General features: G+C 69.9%; 27 protein-coding genes and 3 pseudogenes. 20 read left to right on the plus strand and 10 right to left on the minus strand.

All coding sequences use genetic code 11. From position 1 onward, the window contains the following. Positions 1–87: 87 nt before the first annotated feature. Positions 88–882 carry a hypothetical protein gene (locus OG505_RS03495; protein WP_039908695.1) on the minus strand — a complete coding sequence of 265 codons (795 nt, stop codon included), beginning with the start codon at positions 880–882 and terminating at the stop codon, positions 88–90. Positions 883–988: 106 nt separating this feature from the next. On the opposite strand from OG505_RS03495, the gene OG505_RS03500 reads away from it, so the two are divergent. The 8 genes and pseudogenes from OG505_RS03500 to OG505_RS03535 all read left to right on the plus strand — a co-directional run bounded on the left by OG505_RS03500 (position 989) and on the right by OG505_RS03535 (position 5,685). After that, positions 989–1,126 carry a hypothetical protein gene (locus OG505_RS03500; RefSeq protein ID WP_405430917.1) on the plus strand — a complete coding sequence of 46 codons (138 nt, stop codon included), beginning with the start codon at positions 989–991 and terminating at the stop codon, positions 1,124–1,126. 62 nt (positions 1,127–1,188) lie between these two features. Next, positions 1,189–2,001 (plus strand): DUF3097 domain-containing protein, encoded by an 813-nt coding sequence (locus OG505_RS03505; RefSeq protein ID WP_234588486.1) that lies wholly within the window; start codon positions 1,189–1,191, stop codon positions 1,999–2,001. Positions 2,002–2,107: 106 nt separating this feature from the next. After that, the gene (locus tag OG505_RS03510) at positions 2,108–2,446 is read left to right on the plus strand and encodes a transposase (RefSeq protein WP_405430919.1); all 339 of its coding nucleotides are present in this window, start codon (positions 2,108–2,110) and stop codon (positions 2,444–2,446) included. Positions 2,447–3,093: 647 nt separating this feature from the next. Then, complete coding sequence (locus OG505_RS03515) at positions 3,094–3,840, plus strand: reverse transcriptase domain-containing protein (RefSeq protein ID WP_405430921.1); 747 nt, start codon at positions 3,094–3,096, stop codon at positions 3,838–3,840. 67 nt (positions 3,841–3,907) lie between these two features. Next, positions 3,908–4,258 (plus strand): group II intron maturase-specific domain-containing protein, encoded by a 351-nt coding sequence (locus OG505_RS03520; RefSeq protein ID WP_405430923.1) that lies wholly within the window; start codon positions 3,908–3,910, stop codon positions 4,256–4,258. 98 nt (positions 4,259–4,356) lie between these two features. Then, positions 4,357–5,130: pseudogene (locus tag OG505_RS03525) on the plus strand (IS3 family transposase); the annotation flags it as partial. A 60-nt stretch (positions 5,131–5,190) separates the two neighbouring features. Beyond that, positions 5,191–5,358: a hypothetical protein gene (locus tag OG505_RS03530; RefSeq protein ID WP_405430924.1), complete on the plus strand. Its 168-nt coding sequence runs from the start codon at positions 5,191–5,193 to the stop codon at positions 5,356–5,358. Positions 5,359–5,406: 48 nt separating this feature from the next. Continuing rightward, positions 5,407–5,685 carry a hypothetical protein gene (locus tag OG505_RS03535; RefSeq protein WP_405430925.1) on the plus strand — a complete coding sequence of 93 codons (279 nt, stop codon included), beginning with the start codon at positions 5,407–5,409 and terminating at the stop codon, positions 5,683–5,685. A 275-nt stretch (positions 5,686–5,960) separates the two neighbouring features. Here OG505_RS03535 and OG505_RS03540 read toward each other — a convergent pair whose 3' ends face one another. Together OG505_RS03540 and OG505_RS03545 are read right to left on the minus strand one after the other, a co-directional pair. Continuing rightward, positions 5,961–6,197, minus strand: a complete 237-nt coding sequence (locus OG505_RS03540) for a hypothetical protein (RefSeq protein WP_405430927.1) — start codon at positions 6,195–6,197, stop codon at positions 5,961–5,963. 258 nt (positions 6,198–6,455) lie between these two features. Further along, the gene (locus OG505_RS03545; RefSeq protein WP_405430929.1) at positions 6,456–6,839 is read right to left on the minus strand and encodes a hypothetical protein; all 384 of its coding nucleotides are present in this window, start codon (positions 6,837–6,839) and stop codon (positions 6,456–6,458) included. A 30-nt stretch (positions 6,840–6,869) separates the two neighbouring features. Between OG505_RS03545 and OG505_RS03550 the strand changes: the two genes are divergently transcribed. The 4 genes from OG505_RS03550 to OG505_RS03565 all read left to right on the plus strand — a co-directional run bounded on the left by OG505_RS03550 (position 6,870) and on the right by OG505_RS03565 (position 10,172). Continuing rightward, on the plus strand, positions 6,870–7,160 hold the full coding sequence (locus OG505_RS03550; RefSeq protein WP_405430930.1) for a hypothetical protein: 291 nt from the start codon (positions 6,870–6,872) through the stop codon (positions 7,158–7,160). Next, positions 7,049–7,543 carry a phosphotransferase gene (locus OG505_RS03555; RefSeq protein WP_405430932.1) on the plus strand — a complete coding sequence of 165 codons (495 nt, stop codon included), beginning with the start codon at positions 7,049–7,051 and terminating at the stop codon, positions 7,541–7,543. The genes OG505_RS03550 and OG505_RS03555 overlap by 112 nt, the downstream gene beginning before the upstream one ends. Positions 7,544–7,939: 396 nt before the next feature. Continuing rightward, positions 7,940–9,034 carry an SPFH domain-containing protein gene (locus tag OG505_RS03560; RefSeq protein ID WP_405430934.1) on the plus strand — a complete coding sequence of 365 codons (1,095 nt, stop codon included), beginning with the start codon at positions 7,940–7,942 and terminating at the stop codon, positions 9,032–9,034. 46 nt (positions 9,035–9,080) lie between these two features. After that, positions 9,081–10,172 carry a hypothetical protein gene (locus OG505_RS03565; RefSeq protein ID WP_405430936.1) on the plus strand — a complete coding sequence of 364 codons (1,092 nt, stop codon included), beginning with the start codon at positions 9,081–9,083 and terminating at the stop codon, positions 10,170–10,172. A gap of 111 nt (positions 10,173–10,283) precedes the next feature. Here the strand turns inward: OG505_RS03565 and OG505_RS03570 are convergent. The 3 genes and pseudogenes from OG505_RS03570 to OG505_RS03580 form a co-directional block, all read right to left on the minus strand. Further along, positions 10,284–11,846, minus strand: a pseudogene (locus tag OG505_RS03570) (type VI secretion protein); the annotation flags it as partial. 11 nt (positions 11,847–11,857) lie between these two features. Further along, positions 11,858–12,904: a VirB4 family type IV secretion system protein gene (locus tag OG505_RS03575; RefSeq protein ID WP_405430937.1), complete on the minus strand. Its 1,047-nt coding sequence runs from the start codon at positions 12,902–12,904 to the stop codon at positions 11,858–11,860. Beyond that, positions 12,807–13,589 carry a PrgI family protein gene (locus tag OG505_RS03580; protein ID WP_405430938.1) on the minus strand — a complete coding sequence of 261 codons (783 nt, stop codon included), beginning with the start codon at positions 13,587–13,589 and terminating at the stop codon, positions 12,807–12,809. Before OG505_RS03580 ends, OG505_RS03575 begins: the two co-directional genes overlap by 98 nt. A gap of 46 nt (positions 13,590–13,635) precedes the next feature. On the opposite strand from OG505_RS03580, the gene OG505_RS03585 reads away from it, so the two are divergent. Both OG505_RS03585 and OG505_RS03590 read left to right on the plus strand, forming a co-directional pair. Further along, positions 13,636–13,845: a hypothetical protein gene (locus tag OG505_RS03585; RefSeq protein ID WP_405430940.1), complete on the plus strand. Its 210-nt coding sequence runs from the start codon at positions 13,636–13,638 to the stop codon at positions 13,843–13,845. Positions 13,846–13,999: 154 nt separating this feature from the next. Further along, positions 14,000–14,590, plus strand: a complete 591-nt coding sequence (locus OG505_RS03590) for a recombinase family protein (RefSeq protein WP_405430941.1) — start codon at positions 14,000–14,002, stop codon at positions 14,588–14,590. Here the strand turns inward: OG505_RS03590 and OG505_RS03595 are convergent. Further along, the gene (locus OG505_RS03595; protein ID WP_405430943.1) at positions 14,575–14,970 is read right to left on the minus strand and encodes a hypothetical protein; all 396 of its coding nucleotides are present in this window, start codon (positions 14,968–14,970) and stop codon (positions 14,575–14,577) included. The two genes, OG505_RS03590 and OG505_RS03595, sit on opposite strands and share 16 nt — an antisense overlap. On the opposite strand from OG505_RS03595, the gene OG505_RS03600 reads away from it, so the two are divergent. Further along, positions 14,959–15,411, plus strand: a complete 453-nt coding sequence (locus tag OG505_RS03600) for a hypothetical protein (protein ID WP_405430945.1) — start codon at positions 14,959–14,961, stop codon at positions 15,409–15,411. The genes OG505_RS03595 and OG505_RS03600 overlap by 12 nt on opposite strands. A 69-nt stretch (positions 15,412–15,480) precedes the next feature. Then, positions 15,481–16,056, plus strand: coding sequence for a GNAT family N-acetyltransferase (locus OG505_RS03605; RefSeq protein ID WP_405430946.1), 576 nt, complete (start codon positions 15,481–15,483; stop codon positions 16,054–16,056). 113 nt (positions 16,057–16,169) lie between these two features. Here OG505_RS03605 and OG505_RS03610 read toward each other — a convergent pair whose 3' ends face one another. Both OG505_RS03610 and OG505_RS03615 read right to left on the minus strand, forming a co-directional pair. Further along, the gene (locus tag OG505_RS03610; RefSeq protein ID WP_405430947.1) at positions 16,170–17,087 is read right to left on the minus strand and encodes a conjugal transfer protein TrbL family protein; all 918 of its coding nucleotides are present in this window, start codon (positions 17,085–17,087) and stop codon (positions 16,170–16,172) included. Positions 17,088–17,094: 7 nt separating this feature from the next. Continuing rightward, a pseudogene (locus OG505_RS03615) lies at positions 17,095–17,482 on the minus strand (pilin). A gap of 759 nt (positions 17,483–18,241) precedes the next feature. Here OG505_RS03615 and OG505_RS03620 point away from each other — a divergent pair. After that, positions 18,242–18,574 (plus strand): NUDIX domain-containing protein, encoded by a 333-nt coding sequence (locus OG505_RS03620; protein WP_405430949.1) that lies wholly within the window; start codon positions 18,242–18,244, stop codon positions 18,572–18,574. A 131-nt stretch (positions 18,575–18,705) separates the two neighbouring features. Here the strand turns inward: OG505_RS03620 and OG505_RS03625 are convergent, their stop codons facing one another. Then, positions 18,706–19,725 (minus strand): helix-turn-helix domain-containing protein, encoded by a 1,020-nt coding sequence (locus OG505_RS03625; RefSeq protein WP_405430951.1) that lies wholly within the window; start codon positions 19,723–19,725, stop codon positions 18,706–18,708. Between the two features lie 56 nt (positions 19,726–19,781). Here OG505_RS03625 and OG505_RS03630 point away from each other — a divergent pair, with 56 nt between their 5' ends. From OG505_RS03630 to OG505_RS03640, 3 genes are all read left to right on the plus strand, one after another. Continuing rightward, the gene (locus OG505_RS03630) at positions 19,782–20,759 is read left to right on the plus strand and encodes an NADP-dependent oxidoreductase (RefSeq protein WP_405430952.1); all 978 of its coding nucleotides are present in this window, start codon (positions 19,782–19,784) and stop codon (positions 20,757–20,759) included. A 178-nt stretch (positions 20,760–20,937) separates the two neighbouring features. Beyond that, a complete protein-coding gene (locus tag OG505_RS03635) occupies positions 20,938–21,483 on the plus strand; it encodes an RNA polymerase sigma factor (protein ID WP_405430953.1) in 546 nt (181 codons plus the stop codon). Positions 21,484–21,485: 2 nt separating this feature from the next. Beyond that, positions 21,486–22,424 carry a hypothetical protein gene (locus OG505_RS03640; protein WP_405430955.1) on the plus strand — a complete coding sequence of 313 codons (939 nt, stop codon included), beginning with the start codon at positions 21,486–21,488 and terminating at the stop codon, positions 22,422–22,424.

Below are 22,424 nucleotides of genomic sequence, written 5' to 3' on the forward strand. Positions count from 1 at the left end.
CGACATGGCCGGGATGCCCCTTATGCCGCAACACAAAGTGCAAGATCGACGCGGGGTGGGGTGGGGAGGGCGGGCTGGGGAGGGGGGTCAGGGGCGTAGTGGGGCGTTGCAGGCGGCGACCAGCGCTTGGCGGCAGGCAGTGGTGAGCGGGCGCAGTGCGGCGTCGCGCTGCTGGGCCTCGTAGTTGTTGATCGCGCCGCCGGGGGCGGCGTGCCCGGCCAGCGCGAGCACCCGGTCGAGCACCGCGGCCCGGGCGAAGAGCCGGCGAGCCCGCGGGTCGAAGCCGGGTGGCAGATCGGTGGCGCCGTCCGGGCGGCGCAGCGCGGCCAGCGCTCCGGCCAACTCGGGCCGCCACTGGGCCACGTCGAGCCGGGTCAGCGCGGCGGTCGTCTCGGCCAGCGCGGCGGCCAGCTCGGCCTCCGCCTCGGCGGCGCCGGGCAGCGACAGCGAGGCGGCCGGTGCGTTGGCCGGCAGCGGGTACACCCGCCACAGCACCGTCTCGAAACAGTCCCCCGAGCCGGACGTGTGGCTGCGCACCTGCGGGATCAGACCCAGCCCACCGGCCACCACCGCCTCGCCCGCCACCAGTGCCGCGCCAGCGAAGTCCCCGGGACCGGGCAGACCCCGCGGGTCTCCCGGCGCGGGCAGCACCAGCCGGATCTCGTCGGGGGAGAGCTTGGCCAGGGTGGGCAGCGCGGCGCCCAGCGGGACGTCGGTCCAGGTGCCGGGGGCGTCCGCAACGAGGTGCTCCTCGTCACCGGCGATGGCGTCGGCGACCTCGTCGTACGGCACCAGCCCGGCACGCCACGCGCGCACCCAGGCAACGAACCGGCTCGACCGGCGCGGCGCAAGCGTGGCCGCGCCCGTTGCGGGGGTGGACATGCCGAAAGGGTACGTGGTCATCGGTGGCCCTGTCTCGACTGCCGCTCCGGCCGCCCTGCCTGCCCCGAACTGCCCCCTTCGTCCGATCCTCGCCCGCGGCGCGGCCTTGGACGAGAGCCCCGAGCGGGTCGCTCTGATCCAGCGGCTCACCTGGGCCTACCTGCGCGACGCCCTCGGTCTCAAGGACGCCGTCTGGCCGGCGCCGGTCGAGAGCACCCTGGGCCGCTTCGAATCCACTCCCTGATCGATGGGCTGGGGCGGTGTGTCGGGGGGCGGGGTGGTGGTGGGGGCGTTAGCGTGATCGACATGGCGGGGCGATACGGCGAGGACGTGCTGGCGGGGGACTGGCGGCGGCGGAAGGTCACCCCCGAGGTGGACGCCGAACCGGATCTCGTGGTGGAGGACGCCGACTCCGGGTTCTGCGGAGCGGTGGTGGGCTTCGAGGCCGGCGCGGTGGTGCTGGAGGACCGGCACGGCCGGCGGCGCAACTTCCCGCTGCTGCCCGCGGCGTTCCTGCTCGACGGCCGTCCGGTGACGTTGCGCCGCCCGAGCCGCGCGCCGGTGCCGGCGGCCCGCCGACGTACCGCGTCCGGTTCGGTGGCGGTGGACAATGTCCGCGCCCAGGTGGCCAAGGCCAGCCGGATCTGGGTGGAGGGCATCCACGACGCCGCCCTGGTCGAGCGGATCTGGGGCGACGACCTGCGGATCGAGGGCGTGGTGGTCGAGCCGTTGGACGGCATCGACGACCTGGACGCCGACGTACGCGACTTCGGCCCCGGCCCGACCCGACGCCTCGGCGTGCTCGTCGACCACCTGGTGCCGGGCAGCAAGGAGAGCCGCATCGTGGCCCGGGTCAACTCGCCGTACGTGCTGGTGACCGGCCACCCGTACGTGGATGTCTGGCAGGCGGTCAAACCGGCGGCACTGGGGATCGCGGCGTGGCCGGTCGTGCCGCCGGGGCAGCCGTGGAAGGAGGGGGTCTGCGCGGCCCTCGGGGTGGCCGAGCCGGCCGACATGTGGCGGCACATCCTGTCCCGGGTGAACAGCTTCGCCGACGTGGAAACCCCCCTGATCAACGCCATGGAACGCCTCATCGACTTCGTCACCGAGCCGGCCTGACCCGTCGCCCCGGCGGCGGTGCCGGGGCGACGGGCGGGCGGTTCTCAGGAGCTGCTTGCCATTCCCCTCGTAGCGTGGAGGCCAGAGCTTGAGGGGATAGAGGTTCATGGCTGAGACGAGACGCCAGTTCGATCGGGAGTTCCGGGCGGGCGCGGTGCGCATCGTGCGCGGGACGGGTAAGTCGATCGCCCAGGTCGCGCGTGACCTGGGGATCAACGACGGGACCCTGGCGAACTGGGTGAAGAAGGACCGCGAGACTCGCGGTGAGGCCGCTGCCGGGCAGTTGTCGGAGGACGAACGGGCGGAGTTGGCCCGGCTGCGGCGGGAGAACGCGGAGCTGGCGTTGGAGCGTGAGTCCTCAAGCGATCCGTGGTCCTGTGGGTCAAGGAAGCGACGAGCCGGTGAGCGTGGCCGGGTTCATCGCTTCCCAGAGGACCGAGCATGACGTGCCGCACGCGGTGGCCTGCCGGGCCCTCGGAGTGTCCGAGTCGTGGTTCTACAAATGGGTGTGTCACGAACGTGGAAGGGAGCTTGATGTAGGTAGATCTTCGTGAAGCGGTGCTGCGCAGGAGATGAAGGTTTGGCCCTTCGGAGTCGCCCTGCGGGGGAGGCTCCAAACCACCACATGCTGCGGCGGCTGGATGCCGTTCGTGGTGAGCGATGTGGAAAAGGCGCGCTGGACGTGTCAGGTGGGGATCAGGAAGGCGAGCGCAAGTGAATCGCTGCTGACGTGTCGAAATAGCAACAGGTGACATCGAAACCGGGGTGTCCATTTGATCCCGGGATGAGTCTGGCGGGAGCCCGCCGACTGGCCAGGTGGTGTCCGGCATGGAGGCGACGCGAGCCTGATCTGCGGCTTCTGCGTGGAACGTGAGAAGGCAGGACCCGACACTGTCCGGCCTGAGCAGGGGCGGGCGAGAGGGAGTGTCCCAAGCGGCTGAAACCGTGAGGGCGTGAGTACCGTCGCGGGTCCTGCTGGCGGACCGGCTCGTAGTAGCGATGAAGCTTCTGTAATGGGAGTGGAGCCAAGGGGCCGGGTCATCCGTGGCTGTTGTTCGTTCGATCAACCGGGCTGCGCTCGGGAGGAGTCGCGTGGACGAGCTGAAATTGTCAGGCAAACCGTTCGAGATTTCGAAGTGGGTGGTTCAGGAGGCGTTCGAGAAGGTCAAGGCGAACAAGGGCGCACCGGGCGTGGACGGGGTGGCCATCGAGGAGTTCGAGAAGGATCTGAAGAACAACCTTTACAAGATCTGGAATCGGATGTCGTCGGGCACCTACTTTCCGCCGCCGGTGCGTGCGGTGGAGATACCGAAGTCGCATGGCGCAGGGACCCGGATTCTCGGGGTGCCCACCGTGGCCGACCGGGTCGCTCAGACAGTGGTGGCGGGCGAGCTGGAACGGAAGGTCGAAGCGATTTTCCATCCGGACTCGTTTGGCTACCGCCTTGGGCGGTCTGCGTTGGACGCGGTGGCTGCATGCCGGAAACGCTGCTGGAAGACCGACTGGGTGATCGACTTGGACATCCAGAAGTTCTTCGACAGCGTCCCGTGGGACCTCGTCGTCAAGGCGGTGCAGGCCAACACCGATGTGCCGTGGGTGGTGCTGTATGTGAAGCGGTGGCTTGAAGCGCCGTTGCAACTGCCCGACGGGACCCTGCAGCATCGAGACCGTGGAACCCCGCAGGGGTCGGCGGTCTCGCCCGTGCTGGCCAACCTGTTCCTGCACTACGCGTTCGACACGTGGATGGTTCGGGAGTTCCCCACGGTCCGGTTCGAGCGCTACACCCCGACAAGACCAGGTCGTGTACTGCAAGGACGGCAAGCGACGTGGCTCGCATGAGCACACCTCGTTCACCTTCCTCGGATACACCTTCCAGCCACGCGGAGCGCGGGACAAGGACGGGAAGATGTTCACCTCGTTCATGCCCGCGATCAGCAGGGACGCCTTGAAGAAGATCGGCGCGCAGGTGCGGTCCTGGCGACTGCACCAGCGCACCAATCAGTCCTTCGCCGACCTCGCACGCAAGATCAACCCGGTCGTGCGGGGCTGGATGAACTACTACGGCGCCTTCTACCGGTCGGCGCTGTACCCCCTCCTGACACGCATCAATGCCTACCTGATGCGCTGGGTCCGCAAGAAGTACCGGAGGTTAAAGGGACGCCGAAAGGCGCAGCAGGCGTGGCAGGGGGTCACCGAGCGGTACCCCCGATTCTTCGCTCACTGGACCTGGGTCAACACCGGCCCCGCTGTCTGGTGACCAGGGTGACAAGAGCCGTATGAACCGAGAGGTTCACGTACGGATCTGCGAGAGCCGGGAGGTGGAACTCCTCCCGGCTACTCGACCGCGACCGGCCGCCAACGCCCCGCGATGACCGGCGTGCCCGACTGGCAGCCGCGGTCACGAAGGTCTTCGACGACTCGGGCGGCACCTCCGGCAGCCCGTGCATCGGCATCGAGCTGCGCGAGCAGGGCTGGCAGGTCTCCGACAACACGATCGCGCAGCTCATGGCCGAGTTCGGCCTGGCCGCCCGTATCAAGCGCCGCCGCCGGGGCCTGACCCGCCCGGGCAAACGTCCGGCCGCGCCGGACCCCATCAAGCGGGTGTTCACCGCGCCGGCGCCGGATGTCGCCTGTTTCGGCGACATGACCGAGATCCGCACCGACGAGGGCAAGCTCTATCTGGCCACCGTCATCGACCTTTACTCGCGTCGCATTCTCGGCTACGCGATGGGCGCCCACCACGACGCCGGGCTGGTCGTCGCTGCGATGAACATGGCCGCCGTCACCCGTGGCGGCAGCGTCGAAGGGGTGATCTTTCACAGCGACAGGGGCAGCGAGTACACCTCGGCCGACTTCGTCCGCGCCTGCGCCCGGTGGAAGGTGCGCCAGTCGATGGGCCGGGTCGGGTCGTGCTTCGACAACGCCGTCGCCGAGGCCACCTTCTCCACCATCAAGGTCGAGTACGTGCACCGCCGCACGTTCCGCACCCGCACCGAAGCCCGCCTGAAGATCGCCACCCGGATCACCGAGTTCTACAACCGACGCCGCCGGCACTCCGTCTGCGACTGGCGCTCACCCATCGACTACGAACGATCAGAGACCCGCGCCCTGGAGGCCCAGGCCGCATAACGGAGCCCTCCACGAGTCCAGGGGATTGACAGTCCGACCGTACGTCAAGATCCGCTTGACGTGGCGGACCGGGCCACCGTCGCCGTCACCCACCTGTCCTTCGTGCCCGGCTGGAACATGCTGCGGGTGATCCGGGACCAGTTGGCGGAGTGGGATTCGTCGGGTGGTGGCCCGCTCCCCAGGAGGGCGGGTCGGCGGCAGACGGGATGGCTTGAGGATGTCGTCTAGTCTCGCTGTGTCAGCGGGGCTGCCCGGGAGTCGTTCGGCGGAGGCATCGTGATGTGGCGGGTCTTGCTCGGGCTTTTGTTGGGAGTGCTCTTCATCGTGATTGGAGCGGCCCTCGCGAGTGACTATCGCGGCATCGCGACAAAGCATATAGAACTATCGATGCAGATCGTGCGCCCGCTTAGTCCCTTCCGGTGGACAGATGACCGACTGGCTCGACGCCGCGCTTTCTTCATCGTGTTCGACAGGTTCTTTGGGGTGTTGATGATATTGGCGGGCGTGGCGATGCTGGTCGGCGGCGGGCAACTGCTATCCAGCGAGCGCTTGTAGCTCAACAAGGCGTTGCCCCCGCATGTATGGCGGGCGACCCGTGAGGATGTTGTGCGGGTGGGCGAGGCGGGCGACCCTGGGTGACTAACGGAGTGACGATCGGTGCGGACGCCAGCGGACGAGCACGGACGATGGCGGACCGCGTTGCCAGGTCAACGGCCAAAGGGCAGCAGCTCACGCTGTGGTGTTGGTTGCCTGGGGGTCAAGGGGTCGGGGTTGACATCCATAGGAGCATCGGGATGGCTAGCAGGCGAGGGGCGAGTTGGTGAACGCGTTCAGGCCAAGTCCTCGGGCTTCACCTTTCCCCTCCCGAGGAGATTCCTAGCGAGGAGCAGCCGGCCGAGGATGATCGCGTTGACGTTGCTGCTCAACACCAGGATCGCTGCGCCGAACTCGCCTTGACCGGCCAACATCAGGGTAGGAAGACCAGCGAACAGCAGCAAGGGCAACACGAGGATCCATAGAGGGAACCGCAGGTAGGAGAGAAGCGAGGGGGTGGGGAGATTAGGCATGCGCCCATTAGAACCCACGCAGGTACGGACGCCGGAAGCCCGCCCGTGGACCGAGTGACTAGCTGGGTGACGACCGGGGCGGCCGACGCCGGACGCCCATGGACGATGGCGGACTGTTTCAGCAGCTCAGCCAAGACACTCGCCCAGCTCATCGACGGCTGATCATTCTTTCGGGACGAAGGAGTCAAGCTCCGCTGGCGAGACGGCGGCCGACGGAGCTTGACATCCATAGGAGCGTAGGGATGGCAGGGCGAAGCTCTACTTCTTCTTTGCCCCTATCGCAAGGGTCGCCAGAATCCCCACTGCCGTCCATAGCTGAGGTTCTATGACGCCGGCCATATCCGGGTGTTCTGTCTTGACCTGCATCCACCACGTGGTGAGCAGGAAGTAGGCCAGGCTGATCGTCACGCCCTTCACTGCGGGCCGGAGCAGCCATGCGCGAAGCTCTCGAAGCGACTCAGCCCAGACCACCAGGACCGGCGCGGCCTCAACGTCCGACTTGGAATCGACGACCGACTCCATGGCCGCGAGCACCTCATCGAGCATGAGCCCGGGGAGACCAGGCTGACGCGCGTCAGGCAGGTTCGCGACGACGTGGTCGAAGTCCAACGACGGCATGAGGTTCGCGACGTCGTCGCCCATCACGAGCGCGCGACCCTGCGCGTCGGTGACGTGTTCCTGAAGATCGACGCTGATCAGACGCGCACCGACGTCGAGGTCGAGGCGATGGCCACGGCGCCGATCCCGACTCCGGAGCTCCTGTGGCGGAAGCCGCCCGTGCTCGCGCTCGCCGCCCTCCCAGACACGGCACTCGGCCGCCTCGGCGAGCCGTCAACCGCCTCGTCGGCGGCATGGGCCGCGGCAGGTGCCGCCGCACGAACGCTGCACGACGCGCCGCTGCCGTCATGGCCCGGTTGGAGCCTCGACGAGATCGCATCGCACCTCGACAGCGAATGCGAGTAGGTCATCACGGCGTCCTTCCCACCGACCTGGTCACGCGCAACCGCCGGGTTGCCGAGGCTGCGCTCCGGCCGTGGACACCGGTGTTCACACACGGCGACCTGCAGATCACCCACGTGTTCGTCGACGTTGACGAGATCACCGGCCTGATCGGCTGGTCCGAGGCGGCCCAGGGCGATGCCCTGTACGACCTCGCCACCTTGACGCTCGGACACGAGGAGCACCTTGGCGACGTCGTCGCCGGCTACGGCACCGACGTCGACCTCGACGTGATCCGCGCGTGGTGGTCGTTGCGAAGCCTGCGGACGGTCCGCTGGCTGGTCGAGCCCGGCTTCGACCCGTCCTCGCCAGGCTGCGAGGTCGACGAGCTGAGATCCCGGATGTGAGGCTGCACGAGCCCGACGCCCACGAATACAGTACTGCCGCATCGAGCGGGCCATCTCCTCAAGCGCGTCGTCCTCCGGACCGACGAGGTCATGGTCCTCGAAAATCCCAGGCGGTGCTTCCTTCGGTCGGCTACCAGCGCGCTCGACGATTGGGTGCACGCACATGCCGCTGATAGGGCGCGGCATCCGTCCATCCCAGCCCGGCGGCAGCAGCCCGGTCACGAGCCGACACGGGCAATCTCACCGCATTGGGCCGCGCTCCGCCTGCCTGACCCGGCACCCCCTGCGGTACGTCGATGCCAACAGCGTGACCAGGTACGCCTTGTGGGCACTTGTTATCGTCACCGCGACGCCGGTGACCCCGGCTGCGAGGGGAAGGGCAACACCATGGGGCTGATGGACAAGCTCCGGGGCGAGTTCGTTGACATCGTGGAATGGCTGGACGACAGCCGGGACACGATCGTCTGGCGTTTCCCCCGGTACCAGAACGAGATCAAGATGGGTGCCCGGCTGATCGTCCGCGAGTCCCAGACGGCGGTGTTCGTCAACGAGGGGCAGATCGCCGACACGTTCGCGCCCGGCACGTACACGCTCGAGACCCGGAACCTGCCCATCCTGTCCACCCTCAAGGGCTGGAAGTTCGGCTTCAACTCGCCGTTCAAGGCCGAGGTGTACTTTGTCAACACCCGGCAGTTCACCGACATGAAATGGGGCACCCAGAACCCGGTGATCCTGCGGGACGCCGAGTTCGGCGTAGTCCGGGTGCGGGCCTTCGGCGCCTACGCGGCGCGGGTGGTGGACGCGCAGAAGCTTCTGCGGGAACTGGTCGGCACCGATCCGCAGTTCCGCACCGAGGAGGTGCAGGAATACCTGCGCCAGCTCATCGTGGGGCGGCTCGGCGGCGCGCTGGCCACCGCAGGGGTGCCGCTGCTTGACCTGGCGGCACACCAGGACGCGATCGGCCGGCGGCTGGCCGCCGTGCTGACCGAGGAACTGGCCGATGTCGGCATCGCAATTCCCAAGTTCGTGATCGAAAACGTTTCCGCGCCGCCGGAGGTGGAGCGGGCGCTGGACAAGCGGACCAGCATGGGCGCCGTCGGGGACCTGGACCGGTTCACCCGCTACCAGGCGGCCACCGCCCTGGAGGAGGCGGCGAAGAACCCGGGCGGGGGCGCCGGGACCGGCATCGGGTTGGGCATGGGCATGGCCGCGGGCCAGCAGCTGGCCCGGGGCATGGCGGGCGCCGGCACCCCGCCGGCCGCCACCGAGCCGCCGCCGCTGCCAAACCAGTCGCAGTGGTACGTCGGCGTCGCCGGCCAGCGGCAGGGCCCATTCGACCTCGGTGGGCTGGCCGAGCGGGTGGCCGCGGGCACCCTGGGCCCGGACACGCTGGTGTGGCGGTCCGGCCTGGCGCAGTGGCAGCCGGCCTCGCAGGTGCCGGAGCTGGCGTCGGTGCTGGCCACCGTCCCACCGCCGCTGCCGCCGCAATGACGCCGTACGCGAGCGGGCCATGGCGCTCCAAGGGGAGGGCGCGCTGATGAGCGACACGGCCGTCTCCCCACCGTCGTACCAGTGCGGGGGCTGCGGTGCCCGGGTCGAGTACTCACCGGGCACGACCATGCTGCGCTGCCCGTACTGCGGCCACCAGCAGCAGATCGCCGGTGCCGGCCGGGAGGTGCGCGAGTACCCGTACGCCGGGCTGCTCGCGCGGCCGCGCAGGCCGGCGGCCAGCGTCGGCGCGTACTCCTACGTGTGCCCGGGCTGTGGCGCCCGGACCGAGAGTGACGCGCTCGCCCAGCGCTGCCAGTTCTGCGCCACGCCGCTGGTGGCGGACGCCGCGGCGATCGAGCTGGTCGCGCCGGAGGCGGTGCTGCCGTTCACGGTGGATCAGCCGGGTGTGTGCACAGCCCTGGGTCGGTGGTGCCGCAGCCGCTGGTTCGCGCCGAACAGCCTGAAGAAGATCAGCGAGGCGGAGACCCTCAAGGGCACCTACCTGCCGCACTGGACGTTCGACGCGCGGACGGTGTCGGACTACCAGGGGCAGCGCGGCGAGTACTACTACGTCACCGAGACGTACACGGTGACGGTGGACGGTCGGCAGGAGACGCGCACCCGGCAGGTCCGGCACACCCGGTGGTACCCGGCGAGCGGCACCGTCCGTCGGGACTTCGACGACGTGCTGGTGCCCGCCACCACGACCCTGCCAGAGAAGAGGCTGGACCAGTTGACCCCGTGGCCACTGGCCGAGGCGGTCGCGTACCACGGGGACTACCTGGCCGGCTATCACGCCCTGCGGTACGACACCGAGCCCGAGGCGGGGCTGGCCGAGGCGAAGGCCCGGATGGCGCCGGTGATCGAGCGGGACTGCCGGTCGGACATCGGCGGTGACGAGCAGCGGGTCAACTCCGTGGACACCACCTACGCGGACGTGACCTACAAGCTGCTTTTGCTGCCGGTGTGGATCGCCGCGTACCTGCACGCCGGCCGGTCGTACCAGGTGCTGGTCAACGCCCGGACCGGCGAGGTCATCGGCGAGCGCCCGTACAGCGCAGCCAAGATCACCGCGGCGGTGCTGGCCGCGCTGGCGCTGGTCACGGCGATCGTGGTGGCGTACCTGATGAACCGCTGAGCCGGCGGGACGATTGCCGTAGTCAGCGCAACTGGACACCCCAGGTGGCGGTCGTCGAGTCACCCGGTTGGAGCCGGATCAGGTGCTCGCCGGACTGGAAAGCGTTTGGTGGGCCTTGGCGAAGATGTTCCCGAAGATCGACACGAGGTTGTCCACGACCAGGTCCGGGTCATCGCCGGACAGCGGGTTCAACGTGGGTGGGTTGGGCTGGTCGGGGTCGAACAGCACTACCCGGTCGGCCACGCTCGCGGGGAGCCGGTCGAGGATGTCCAGGACCATGTCGCCGTGGGGGTCGATGACGACGGTGCCGCGGCCGGCTTTGATGTCGTCGACGGCCATGTTGACCAGCAGCGTGTCTTCCCCGAGCCGGTGGATCCGATCACGTGCAGGTGATAGCGCGAATCCGGCACGGACAGGGCGACGCCGTGGCCGCCGACCTCGGCGGTGCCGAGGACTTTCGTGCCGCGGCTGCCGGTGGGGACGGCGACGGGGGTGGGCATGGACTTCGCGCGGACCCGGTCGAGGCCGGGGACGGCGAGGTCGCGGGGCAGCGCCGCGAGCGCCGCCAGCTCGGGTGTGGACGTCAGGAACCCTGAGCCGAGGCGCCGGCCGGCGAGGACTTCCAGGGGCGCGGACATGCGGGTGCGGTGGGTGAGGCGGTTGCGGCCGGAGTAGACCGCGAACGACGAGGCGATCGTGTCGGCCACCCCGCGGAAGCCGTTCCAGCGGGCTCGAGCCGCTGCGCTGGGTGTCCTTGGCAACGGCGTAGCGGATCGCGGTCTGCCACAGCGGGTGGGAGGTTTTGTCGAGGATCGCCCGCACGTCCCGCTCGATCCCCGGGTCCCGCCGCCCGGCCGGCGGGGCGGCACGGCTGGTCCCGCCGGTGCGCGCTGTCAGGAACAGCTCGATGAGCCACCGCGGTGGGGCGGCGGGGTTGATCGCCGGTACGGCGGTCTTGCCGTCGCGCAGCCGGCTGGCGGCCCGTCGGGCGCGCAGGACCCGGCGGGGTGTGGCGGGGCGGGCGAGGACCTGCACGCAGGTGTACTCGTCGGCCCGCAGCCGGGACCCGGCGGACATCAGCGCCCGCAGGGGGTCGTTGTCGTGGTCGGTGCTCAGGGCGAGCCATTCGGCGGCGGTGGGCAGCAGGTGCCCGCCGATCGCCGCCGGTACGTCGAGGGGGATCGGGGGTGTGGCGGTGTCGTCGGTGATGCAGGCGGCGCCGGGCCACGCGGCGCGGATCGCGGCCTCGACAGCGCCGGGCGGCACGGTGCCGGGCACCCATACCGAGATGAGCAGTTGCCGCCCGGTCCAGGTGTACTGCCACGCCACGTGAGGACTGCCGTAGAGCAGACGCCGCCGCCGTGACGGGGTCAGCGTTCCCGCGAGGTTCGCCCACAGGGCGGCGGCGCCGTGCGGGTCGACTTCAGGTGGCGGGGCCATCGTGACCAACCGAGCGCCGTCGGCGTGCCGGCGGTGCCGCCACACCTGGAGGAGGTTGCGCGCCGCGACGTAGGCGACGAGCCCGGCGGCGGCCACGGCGAGCAACGACGGCCGCTGTGTGGCCCACTGCGCGCCGTCGACGACCCATCGGCCTGGGCCGGTCGGGGGCACCACGAACCCGGCGCCCGGCCCCGAAGGGCTGGGCGCCGGTGCCGGCGAGGCGGGCATAGTCATACCTGGTGCTCTCATAGGTCGTCTGCCTCCTCGTCGTCGAGGGCGGCCAGCTCCGCCGGCCGGGTCGTGCACACCAGGTGCTCTCCGTTCGAGGAGATGGCCTCGAAGCTGCTGCGGTTGGTGCCGGAGATGATCAGCCCCTGCCCGGTTCGGGCGGCGAGCAGTAGCCGCCGTTCCCCGGCGGTGAGGCCGAACGCGTCGCCGATGTCGTCGATGGCCTGGGGGGCCTGCTTGAGCAGCACCTGGGTGGCGGCGTTGGCGACCACGGCTTGGCCGAGGTCGGTGCCGAGGACGTCGCCGACGTCCTGGGTGATGACGGTCAGCCCGGCATTGCGCTTGCGCGCGGCCTTGGACATGCGGAACAGGAACCGGGCGCCTTCGCCGTCGCGCATGAGCAGCCACGCCTCGTCGACGACGACGAGGCGGCGGGTGGCCGGGCTGGTCCGGCCGGGGGCGTCAACGTCGCGCCAGATGGAGCCGAGGGCGAGCAGCGTGCCGACGGTGCGTAGCTCGTCGGGCAGCTGCCGTAGCGACCACACGATGAGGTGCCCCTCCGGGCGGGTGGTGGTCGGCCCGTCGAACAGGTCGGAGAAGGACCCTTCAACCCAGGGGGCGAGCCGGGCGGCGAGCTGCCGCGCCGCGGGATCCGCGTCGGCTTGCAGGGTGGCGGCGAGGTCGCGCAGCAGCGGGGCCGGGCGGTGGTGGGTGGCCGGGTCGGCGGTGATGCCGGCCTGCCGGTAGACGGCCAGGATCGCCCGGTCCAGGGCGGCGCGTTCGGCCGGCGGCGGCTGCTGCCCGAGCAGCACCGCGGTGAGGGTGTGCAGGAACAGGCCGCGGCGGGTGAGCACGTCCGGACGGGTATCTCCGGCGGGCAGGTCGAGCGGGTTGACTTTCACCCCGGCATGGCCGAGGCGCACGACGGTCCCGCCGACGGCGTCGGCGAGTCGCAGGTACTCGTCCTCAGGGTCGACGACTGCGATCTGAACGCCTTGGTACAGGTTCCGCAGGATCTCGAGTTTGACGAAGTAGCTCTTGCCCGCGCCGGAGCGAGCCAGCACGACCGAGTTGTGGTTCTCCTGCGCCCACCGGTCCCACCACACGACGCCCCCGGAGTCCGGGTTCGTCCGCCGCGTGGGCGAGTTTGCGCGCGTGAGAGCGCAGGTCGACCGGCTGCGCGGACACGACGATCTGCGTCGGCGTGGACAGCGAGTTGAGCCACCGGCCGAACGTGTCGACGAGCGCGACCTGCTCGTCCGGGGTGCGCAGAGCGAGGTTGACGTTGGTGGCGGCGACCATCGCCGCCCGGGCGCTGCCAAGGCGGATCTCCCCGCTGTCGGCGATCGCGTCGGCGGGCAGCTTCAACGGCGCGGGCAGCACCACCCTGCTCCTCGGGGCTTGCACCCAATCCGGTGTCTTCGACGTCGTGTCGGTGGTCGACAGGGCCCGCGGTGCCCGCGAGTGCCGCACGGCAGCGAGCAGCCACACGTCCAGGGACAGCCCGTCGCGGCGGCCCACGGCGATGCCGAACACCAGCCCACCCATGACGACAGCCGCGCCGAGCAGCACCGGCGCCGGCAGCAGGTCGTGCAGGGCCCGCCATGCGCCGTAGAAGGCGAGGGCGGCGATGGCGAGGATGGCCAACTGCCGGAACGTCAGCCCGTAAAGCACCTTGTCGGGGGCGTCGACGTCGGCCGGGATACGAGCTCTATAGGGCTCGTCGTCGAAGTTCTTCTTCGGATTCATTGGTCGTTACACACCCTTTCACCCATTGACGGGTGAGGAGTTACCGGTGTTGTTCACCGCCCGAATAAGGGGCGTACTGGTGTTCGTGTGCGAGGTCGACGGTGGCAAGCGGCGGATCTCGCTGCCGCAGTCATGGACCGATCGCGGACCCGAGGTGCTGCCAGAGCGGTTTGCCGTTGACGGCCTTACCGCCGCGCGGAAGCTGGTTGACGCGCTGGCATGCCGGCTGCGTGACGACAGCGGAGATGAGGAATGATCGTCTCTGTTGTGGACAGTGCAGACAGTGCAGGATCACCCGGCCGGACGGTGCGAACGGGGATGAGGCGTGGACGCCGGCTGGGACCAGGTCGAGGCGGTGATGGCGGTGGCCAACATGACCGCCGCGGTGCTCCTGGCCGGGGCAGGTCGCGGTGAAGGCCTCGTCGAAGATCACCGCATCGCATCGCGGCAGGTTGGCGGTGGTGTATGTACGCCAGTCGAGCGTGGTGCAGGTCCGGGTGCACGGCGAATCCACGACCCGGCAGTACGGGCTGGCCGCGACCGCGGTGGAGATGGGCTGGTCACCCGGCGGAGTGTTGACCATCGACGCCGACCTGGGCGTGTCCGGCCGGTTCGGCGCACACCGCGACGGGTTCACCGAGTTGCTGGCCCGGGTGTGCCGCGGCGAGGTTGGCGCGATCTTCGGCCTGGAGGTGTCCCGGCTCGCGCGTTGGTCTGGCGAGTTCGCCCGGCTGCTGGAACTGGCCCGGCTCACCGACACGCTGCTGGTCGACGCCGACGGCGTCTACGACCTGTCGGACGTCAACGACCGCCTCCTGCTCGGCCTCAAGGGCAGCATGAGCGAAGCCGAGTTGCACCTGCTCACCGGCCGCCTGCACGGCGCGAAACTGGCCGCCGCGCACCGTGGTGAACTGCGTTCGCCGCTGGCTGTCGGCTTCGTCTACGACGACGGCGAGGTGATCGTCGACCCTGACGAGCAGGTCCGTCAGCCGACGAGCTGACCGACCGCTACACCCGCAGCCACCGCGCCGCCGAACTCGCCGTCGAACGCGCCCGCTACGAAGCCGACCGCGCCGAACGCGCCTTCAGCAACGTCGACCCCGACAACCGGCTCGTCGCCCGAACCCTGGAGAGCAAGTGGGAAACCAAGCTCCAGGCGCTCGCCGACGCTGAAGCCGCCCTGGCCACCGCCCGAGCGGCCCCACCACCACTGCCCGAACGCGACGCCCTGCTGGCCCTGGCCGCCGACCTGCCGAAACTGTGGCACCACCCGGACACCCAGGCCCGCGACCGCAAACGGCTGCTGCGCACCCTGATCGCCGATGTCACTCTGCTGCCCGAACAGCACAAGGACGAAGTTCGCATCGGCGTGCGCTGGCACACCGGCGCCGCCGACGAGATCACCGCCGGCCGCATCGGACCCGGCCGCACCTCCGCCGCCGCGCTCGACCTGATCCGCCGCCACGGTGCCACCCACACCAGCGAGCAACTCGCCGAGATGCTCAACGCGCAAGGGCTTCGCACCGGACGCGGTCACCGCTGGACCAAGGCTGGCGTCGCCCGCGTCCGCGCCTACCACACGATCCGCGGACCTCGCACCGTCGCAGTCCAGACCGGCGAGGTCAGCGTCAAGCAAGCCGCCGCCGAGCTTGGCATTCCTGCCGATGCCATCTACAACTGGCTCGCTCACGGACAGGCCCCCGCCCGCCAGGGTCCCAGCGGGCGCTGGTGCATCCCCTGGGACCTCGACACCCAAGCCATCTACCGGCGCAAAGTCGCCGCCTCGTTCCGGCTCAAGCCCACGCGACCAATGATTACCTGACGTGCCGAATCCGCCACCAAGTCGAACCCCGACGCGGCGGCGCCGGAACCGGAAGGAGAAGATCCAGACATGGGCCACGCCGACCTGATCGACAACGAGCAACTGCTGACTCCTCGGCTGTCGCTGCGCCGCCCGACCCGCGCTGACATCGACACCATCTATCGAATCCACAGCGATCCGAGGGCCTACGCCCACAATCCCGCTGACGCCCTTGCCAACCGGGCAGAAGCCGAGGATCGCTACCAACGCTGGAACGAGCACTGGAACCAGCACGGCTTCGGCTACTGGACGGTCCACAGCCAGCTGCAGACCCACCAGCCGCTCGGCTTCTGCGGCATCAAGCTGATGCAGCTGCATGGCCGCACTGTTCTGAACCTCTTCTACCGCCTCGACCCGCAGGCCTGGGGCAACGGAGTAGCCACCGAAGCCGCCACCGCAGTCGTCAACTGGGCAATCGCGCACTTGCCCGACCAGCCGATCATCGCGAGAGTCCGACCTGACAACACGGCGTCGCTCAGGGTCGCCGCACGCGCCGGCCTGCGTCGCGCTGCCCATCTGGATACAGCCGGGGAGGATGGCCTCGACTGGATCTTCACGTCGAACTGGCCGGACGACGCCGAGCCAGTCCACGACCCGCGCCCCTGAACCCGGATTCAGTGTCCGAATCCAGCAACCCCAACAAGACTCGCAGAGAGGGCAGTATGAAGCGCCCGTCGGCATCCGCGCCCGCCCCGGCTCGTCGTCCCGGTCGAGGCGGCTCATCGGGTCACCGCCCGGATCCGGCCCAGGCCGGGTAACGACCGGGTGACCTGCTGCACCACGATCACCCGCACCGCCGCGCCGAGCTTGTTCGCGCCCCCGCCACCGCCGCCGGCGGCCACGTAGCGGCGCATCAGAGCGGGCACCCGCAGCGTGGTCCACAGCATGACCATGACCACGAACAGGTTGATCACCCCGCCCGGATCCACCGGCAGCCCGAGCACGGGCAGCAGGTGGTCCGGATCGGTGAGCATCCACTGCCCGGCGTAGAGGGTGAACCCCTGCACCACCGGCACCGCGAGGATGCCAGCGTAGGAGCGCCACCACAGCCGGGCGAGCGGATCGGTCTGCGGCAGCGCGTGGCAAGCGAGTGCCAGGGGAGCGAACGCGGTCAGCACCAGCACGACGGCGAACCTGACGATCACACTGAACGCGGTGCTGGCAAGCAGGACCGCGATGATGGCCACGCAGACGACGAACAACAGCACCGCCATCTTGTCCTGCCCGGCGGCGATATGAGCCTTGATCTCTCGCAGCGCTCCGTCGCTGTCACCCTCGGGCGTGGTGAGGGCGGCGGTGAGGGCGTTGGCGAGATCGATGAGCGCGCCGCACCACAGCTGCGAGAAGTGAGCGGCAACGAAGCCGACGATCAACCGGGGTATGAGGTCCTTGACGGTGTAGCGAGAGCCCTCGCTGCCGCGGGCGGTCATGGTGAGCACGCCAGCGGCGATGAACGCCAGGACGAACACGGTGTCCACGACGAGGACCGAACGGCCGGTCAACGCCTGCACCTGCGGCAGCGCGGTGACGTTCGGGGTGACCAGCAGCGCGCTGCTGATCACCCCGGTCAGCGCGTCCAGACAGGCCATGATCGCCGCCGCCAGCCAGTCCAGGATCTGATCGAGCAGCCAACCCATAACGGCCTCAGCCTCCGACGATGCCCTGGGACGACCTGCAGCAGCACCGGCGCGAGAACCGCCAGGCCGTAACCGACCAGGGCGTTCTTCAGCGCACCCTTGGCCCTGTCGACCTGGGCCGGGTCACCCCCGGCGGTAGCCCAGTAGACGCCGGCCAGGACGAGGAACAGGGTGGCGACGGCGGCGAGGATGCCCATCAGCCACGCCTGCAGGTTGCCGATCACAACCGGCAGCGAGTTCACCGCCATGTACACCGGCTCGCGCGTGTCGGCGAACGCCGCCGCTGGAACGGACAGGAGAAGAGCGACTTGGGCCGCGACGGCGGCGGTCCGGCCGGCGAGACGGACGGTGCGGTGCAGGGTGAGGGCACGCAGTCGTGCCGGGATGCGGGACATGAGGGGGTCACCTCCAGCCCCGTTGCCGTCACCAGGGTGGGGCGGCGGGGGCGCTAGCGGACGGTCAAGGGGACCGCCACCGGACCCGGAGAACGGGACGCGCAATCAGCCGCACTGGCCTCGGGAGGAACTCGTCCTCCCTCACGGGTTGCGGTGTTCGATGAGGTGTCAGCGCACCAAGCACTGCGCGGCACCCGAGGCGTCCAGCTCGCGGCGGCCCGACAATGTCCGGGCCCGGCGGCGGGCGGAACCTCCCGGGTGCCCGGCACGGGCCGGGCGGGAAGAATTCCGCACCCTCAAACCCGTGTTTGTGTGCTCCGGCGAACACGGTTCCCGCTCACAGCGGCTCACAGCGCCATCCGGACGTCTCCCACCGCAGGTCACAGCGGGTCGCACGGGCACGAATTGCAAGGGCGACAGCTCCGGCGCCGGCGTCAATGAGGCCTCGGACAGCGGTCGACCCGGTCGCGGCCGGTGCCGGCATACAGATCAACCTGCCCAAACTGGTACGACCAAACGAACATGCCGAAAGTTAGACAGAGACGCATGGGTGCTGTGACCCCTCGTACGGGTGTTAGGACCAAGGCCGGCTGTCGTGCATGTGCTGGGACGGATTCGTCAAGCAGGTGGTCGGACTCGACATGACCGACGGGGAGAGACGAGCTGGAAGCAGAGCACCGGGCGGACACCCTACGATGGTTGACGGCCACCGAGGACGTCTTTCGCCAGGTGAAGCCAGCGGCCCCATCGCGTCATCTCGTGTCGTACGTCGTGCCGGTCGATGCCGCGGACGGCAGTGTCCTGCTGGTGGACCACGTCAACGCCGGCCTCTGGCTGCCGCCCGGTGGCCACGTCGAGCCGGACGAGCACCCCGTGCAGACCGCCCGCCGGGAGGCACGGGGAGAACTCGGGATCGATGCCGACAACCTCGATGGTCAGCCGGTGTTCCTGACCGTCACGCGTACGGTCGGCATCGACCACGGGCACACCGACGTCAGCCTGTGGTTCGTGCTTCCCGCGCATCGCGGGAAGCGGTTCGTGCTCGATCGACGGAGTTTGCGGACGCCCGCTGGTGGTCGCCGGCCGAGATAGCCGCCGCCGACCCGGCGAGGTTCGACCCGCACCTCGCCCGCTTCCTCGCCAAGATCAGCTGGAGCGCAGCCGCCCGCAGGGCAGCTTTGATCAACTCGGTATCAGGGAAGTCGGGGTGTCCTACGGGCCCGTCACCCCGACTTCCCTGGTACCGGGTGGACCTTGTCGGTGTCATCGGTTGCCTTTCCACCGGCCGGACCGCCTTGTAGCAGTTGTTCCGCGAGGTCCGTCCGGACGTAGAGCACCACCCGGCCGGCCCGGGCCCGGCTGAGCAGACCCGCCCGGAGTAACACACCGAGGTGCTGGGACACCGCTCCCGGGGTTACCCCAAGCCGCCGCGCCAGTTCGGTGGTGGAGACGGGGCCGTCGATCGCGGTCAGCAGGCCAGCGCGGGCGGCGCCGATCAGATCGCTGACCGCCTCGGGGGGCCGGGACGGGGCGGACTCCCACAGCGTGCCGATGCCGCGCGCTGGATAGGCCACCGTCGGCGGTTGATCCGGGCCGACAGGGCTGACCGTCTGTGGCAGGAACAGGGCCGGCACCAGCCAGAGTCCCCGGCCGGCGACGTCGACGTCGTAGTCCAGCGCGTGACCGGCGTACAGGCGGAGGTAACCGTCGGTGAGGCGGGCCCGGCGGTCGAGTTCGACCAGTACCCCCCCGGCGCCGTCGCGGGCGAGCAGCCGGGCCCGGTGCAGCATGTCGGCCTCCAGTACGGCGCGCATGCGGGGCCAGTACGGTTCGATCGCGAGCTGCCAGTACCAGTGCAGGGTGTCCGCGACGACGGCCGGATCGGTGACGGCCGGCAGCGGGTGACGTCCGTAGACGGCGCGGAAGTCGGTCACCGCCGACGTCACCGGCGTGTCCCGTACCCGCTGCAACTCGTCCGCGAACTCGGGCAGCGGCGTTTCCGGCCGGGGCGTCACGAAGTCAGGCAGCCAGCCGCGTTCGGCACCGAGCAGACCGTCGAGGATCTCCAGCCGGGCGCCGGGCGCGTCGGCCAGTGCCGCTCGGGCCCGCCGGATCCACGGCAGGTGCAGGACGTACCGTTCCGGCCAGCGCAGCGCCCACAGGCTGGTCGCGGTCTCCAGCAGCGGCGAGTACGCGAACCGCATGTCGGCGAGGTCGTTGACGGTGAGCTGGTACGTAATCATTTAGCAATATGCTAAAACGCTGGTCCTGCCCGCCTGATCGGGGTGGGCTGATCAGCATGTCTGTCGTCGTACACCAGGTGGCGCGGCCGCACGGCGCGCCCAGCCCCGAGCAGTTCGCCTACCTCGAGATCCCCACTCCCGTGCCGGCCGCCGGGCAGGCACTAGTCGAGAACGTCTACCTGTCGGTCGATCCGTACATGCGGGAGGCCATGGACTCCGACGGCCTGGGGGTGCCGATGGAGGGCCGGTCGATCGGTCGGGTGGTGGCCTCGGCCGCTCCTGGGCTCGACGTCGGCGACCTGGTCTTCCACCGCCAGGGTTGGCGCAGCCACGCGCTGGTCACCCCGGCCGAGGTCCGGGTGCTTCCCGCGGTGCCCGGCGTGCCGCTCACCGCGTACCTGGGGGTGCTCGGCGGCACGGGGCTGTCCGCGTACGTCGGGTTGACCCGCATCGCCCGTGTGCAACCGGGAGAGACGGTGTTCGTCTCGGCCGCGGCCGGCGCGGTGGGCGGCACGGTCGGTCAGTTCGCCCGGCAGTTGGGTGCGGACCGGGTCATCGGCAGCACCGGAAGCCCGGCCAAGGCGAAGCACCTGGTCACCAACCTGGGGTTCGACGCCGCGATCGACTACTCGGCGGGTGAGCTGAGTGCCCAACTGGCCGCGGCGGCACCGGACGGCATCGACGTCTACTTCGACAACGTCGGTGGGGACCACCTGGCGGCGGCCATCGATGCGTTGCGTGACCACGGCCGGATCGCCTGGTGCGGGGCGGTGGCCCAGTACAACGCGCTGACCCCGCCAGCGGCTCCGCGCAACCTCTTCGACATCGTCGGCAAGCAGTTGCGGCTGGAAGGGTTCCTGGTCCGCGACTACCGGCACCTGCAGGGCGAGTTGGAGGAGTTCGCCGTGCCCCGGCTGCGCGACGGGCGGATCATGACGGACGAGACGGTCGTCGACGGCATCACGAACCTGGTGGACGCCTTCCTGTCGATGCTGCACGGCGGCAACACCGGCAAGATGATCGTGCGGGTCTGAGCGGCATCACCGGCGGCGGTTCGTCTGACTTCTGCCGTCGAGACGCCGTTGGCCGGGCCGGGATCAGGTGGACGGCCCGCGCCAACGCGGGCGGCGATCCCGCCGAGGACATTGCCGGAGGCGCGACTGAAAATCCCCGGCTGCGGCGTGAACCGCGCGGGCGGGAGTGGCTACGTACATGGCAGTGGATTCGGACGAGCAGCTGATGAAGGCGCTGGCCAAGGGCAGCGAGGACGCGCTACGTGAGCTCTACGGGCGGCACGCCGGCACGATGCTGCGGTTGCTGCAGCGGCTGGTGTCCGACCGGTCGGTGGCGGAGGAGATCATGCAGGAGGCATGGTTGGCAGTGTGGCAGGCGGCCGGTTCGTTCCGGGGTGACTCGTCGGTGCGTGGCTGGTTGCTGGGCGTCGCCCGACGGCAGGCCCACAACCGCTTGCGCCGGCAGTCGGCGCCGACGACCGAGCTCTCCGAAGCGGTGGCGGTGGCGGATCCCACCGTGGACATCGAGGCCCAGGTGCTGGTCAAAGCGGATCTGATGGCCCTGGCGGACGCTGTGGCGGCGCTGCCGGACCATCTGCGTGAGGTGGTGATCCTGACGGTCGTCGACGAACTGCCGTACCGGGACGTGTCCGCCGTGCTCGGCGTTCCGGTCGGCACGGTGAAGAGCAGGATGGCGCACGCGCGGGTCCGGTTGGCCGCCGCCATCGGACCCGGCCGGACCTAGCCATGGCCCATCTCGATGACGAGGCGCTGGTCCGGGCCGCCGATCCCACCGCACCGCTGACCCCGCAGGTGCGGGCCCACCTGACCGGGTGCGCGGCGTGCGCGGACCGGGTCACCGCCACCGCACGGCTGGCGGCCGCGGCTCGGACCGCCGACCAGATGCTCACCGGCCCGGCCGCCGTGCCGTCGTTCGACGCGCTGATCGCACCGATGCTGGCCGCTCAACGCCGCGCGGTCGCGGCCGGTGCGGTCGCTGACACCCCGGAGCCCGGCACCGTCCCGCGACCGGGCCTGCGGCGGTCGTTGCGGCTGGCCCGGCAACTGGTGACGGCCCAGTACCGGCTGGTCCCCGGCCTCCTGCTCCCGCTCACCGCGGTCGGGCTCACGCTGGCGGTCTGTCTCGCGGTGCTCGTGCCCGACCCCGGCTGGCGGGGCACCGGCTTCGGTGCTCTGGTCAGCCTCCTTCTCCTGGCTGGCGGCCTGGCCGTCTGTGGCCCGCGGACCGACCCGAGGCGGGAGCTGCTCATGGTGCTGTCGGTGACTCCGCGTGCCGTGTTCCTGGCACGGTTGGTGCTGGTGTTGGCAGTCGACCTGACAGCGGCGCTCCTCGCCACCGGGCTGGCCGCCCTGCTCGATCACTCCGTCGACACCCTGGTGCTGATCTCCGGCTGGCTCGGCCCGTCGCTCCTCAGTGCCTCGGTGGCGGTGTTGTTGACGATCTGGCGGGCGTACTGGCTCGGCAGCGTGGCCGGGGTCCTGGTGTGGTTCTCCGCGGTGGCAGCCGACCTGCCACAGCGGCGCGTGCCCAATGTGGGCGTCGGAGCGGTGCTCGATGCGATCTGGTCCGGTTCCCCCGTGCCGGCCGTCGTGTCCGTGCTCCTCCTGGCGCTCGCGGTCCGGCTGGTTCCGGGCACGAAACAGATTTCCTTCGGAGATCGGTGA

Origin of the sequence: Micromonospora sp. NBC_00617, from assembly GCF_045161355.1 — a bacterium.
In the GTDB taxonomy this organism is placed as follows: domain Bacteria; phylum Actinomycetota; class Actinomycetes; order Mycobacteriales; family Micromonosporaceae; genus Micromonospora.

Bases quoted from the DNA above. Each gene is read 5' to 3' on its own strand.
- OG505_RS03505 (WP_234588486.1), top strand. From the start codon at position 1,189: ATGGCGGGGCGATACGGCGAGGACGTGCTGGCGGGGGACTGGCGGCGG.
- OG505_RS03580 (WP_405430938.1), bottom strand. From the start codon at position 13,589: ATGAATCCGAAGAAGAACTTCGACGACGAGCCCTATAGAGCTCGTATC.
- OG505_RS03520 (WP_405430923.1), top strand. From the start codon at position 3,908: ATGTTCACCTCGTTCATGCCCGCGATCAGCAGGGACGCCTTGAAGAAG.
- OG505_RS03635 (WP_405430953.1), top strand. From the start codon at position 20,938: ATGGCAGTGGATTCGGACGAGCAGCTGATGAAGGCGCTGGCCAAGGGC.
- OG505_RS03555 (WP_405430932.1), top strand. From the start codon at position 7,049: ATGGGCCGCGGCAGGTGCCGCCGCACGAACGCTGCACGACGCGCCGCT.
- OG505_RS03625 (WP_405430951.1), bottom strand. From the start codon at position 19,725: ATGATTACGTACCAGCTCACCGTCAACGACCTCGCCGACATGCGGTTC.
- OG505_RS03640 (WP_405430955.1), top strand. From the start codon at position 21,486: ATGGCCCATCTCGATGACGAGGCGCTGGTCCGGGCCGCCGATCCCACC.
- OG505_RS03560 (WP_405430934.1), top strand. From the start codon at position 7,940: ATGGACAAGCTCCGGGGCGAGTTCGTTGACATCGTGGAATGGCTGGAC.
- OG505_RS03540 (WP_405430927.1), bottom strand. From the start codon at position 6,197: ATGCCTAATCTCCCCACCCCCTCGCTTCTCTCCTACCTGCGGTTCCCT.
- OG505_RS03495 (WP_039908695.1), bottom strand. From the start codon at position 882: ATGTCCACCCCCGCAACGGGCGCGGCCACGCTTGCGCCGCGCCGGTCG.
- OG505_RS03630 (WP_405430952.1), top strand. From the start codon at position 19,782: ATGTCTGTCGTCGTACACCAGGTGGCGCGGCCGCACGGCGCGCCCAGC.
- OG505_RS03605 (WP_405430946.1), top strand. From the start codon at position 15,481: ATGGGCCACGCCGACCTGATCGACAACGAGCAACTGCTGACTCCTCGG.
- OG505_RS03545 (WP_405430929.1), bottom strand. From the start codon at position 6,839: ATGGGCGACGACGTCGCGAACCTCATGCCGTCGTTGGACTTCGACCAC.
- OG505_RS03510 (WP_405430919.1), top strand. From the start codon at position 2,108: ATGGCTGAGACGAGACGCCAGTTCGATCGGGAGTTCCGGGCGGGCGCG.
- OG505_RS03610 (WP_405430947.1), bottom strand. From the start codon at position 17,087: ATGGGTTGGCTGCTCGATCAGATCCTGGACTGGCTGGCGGCGGCGATC.
- OG505_RS03565 (WP_405430936.1), top strand. From the start codon at position 9,081: ATGAGCGACACGGCCGTCTCCCCACCGTCGTACCAGTGCGGGGGCTGC.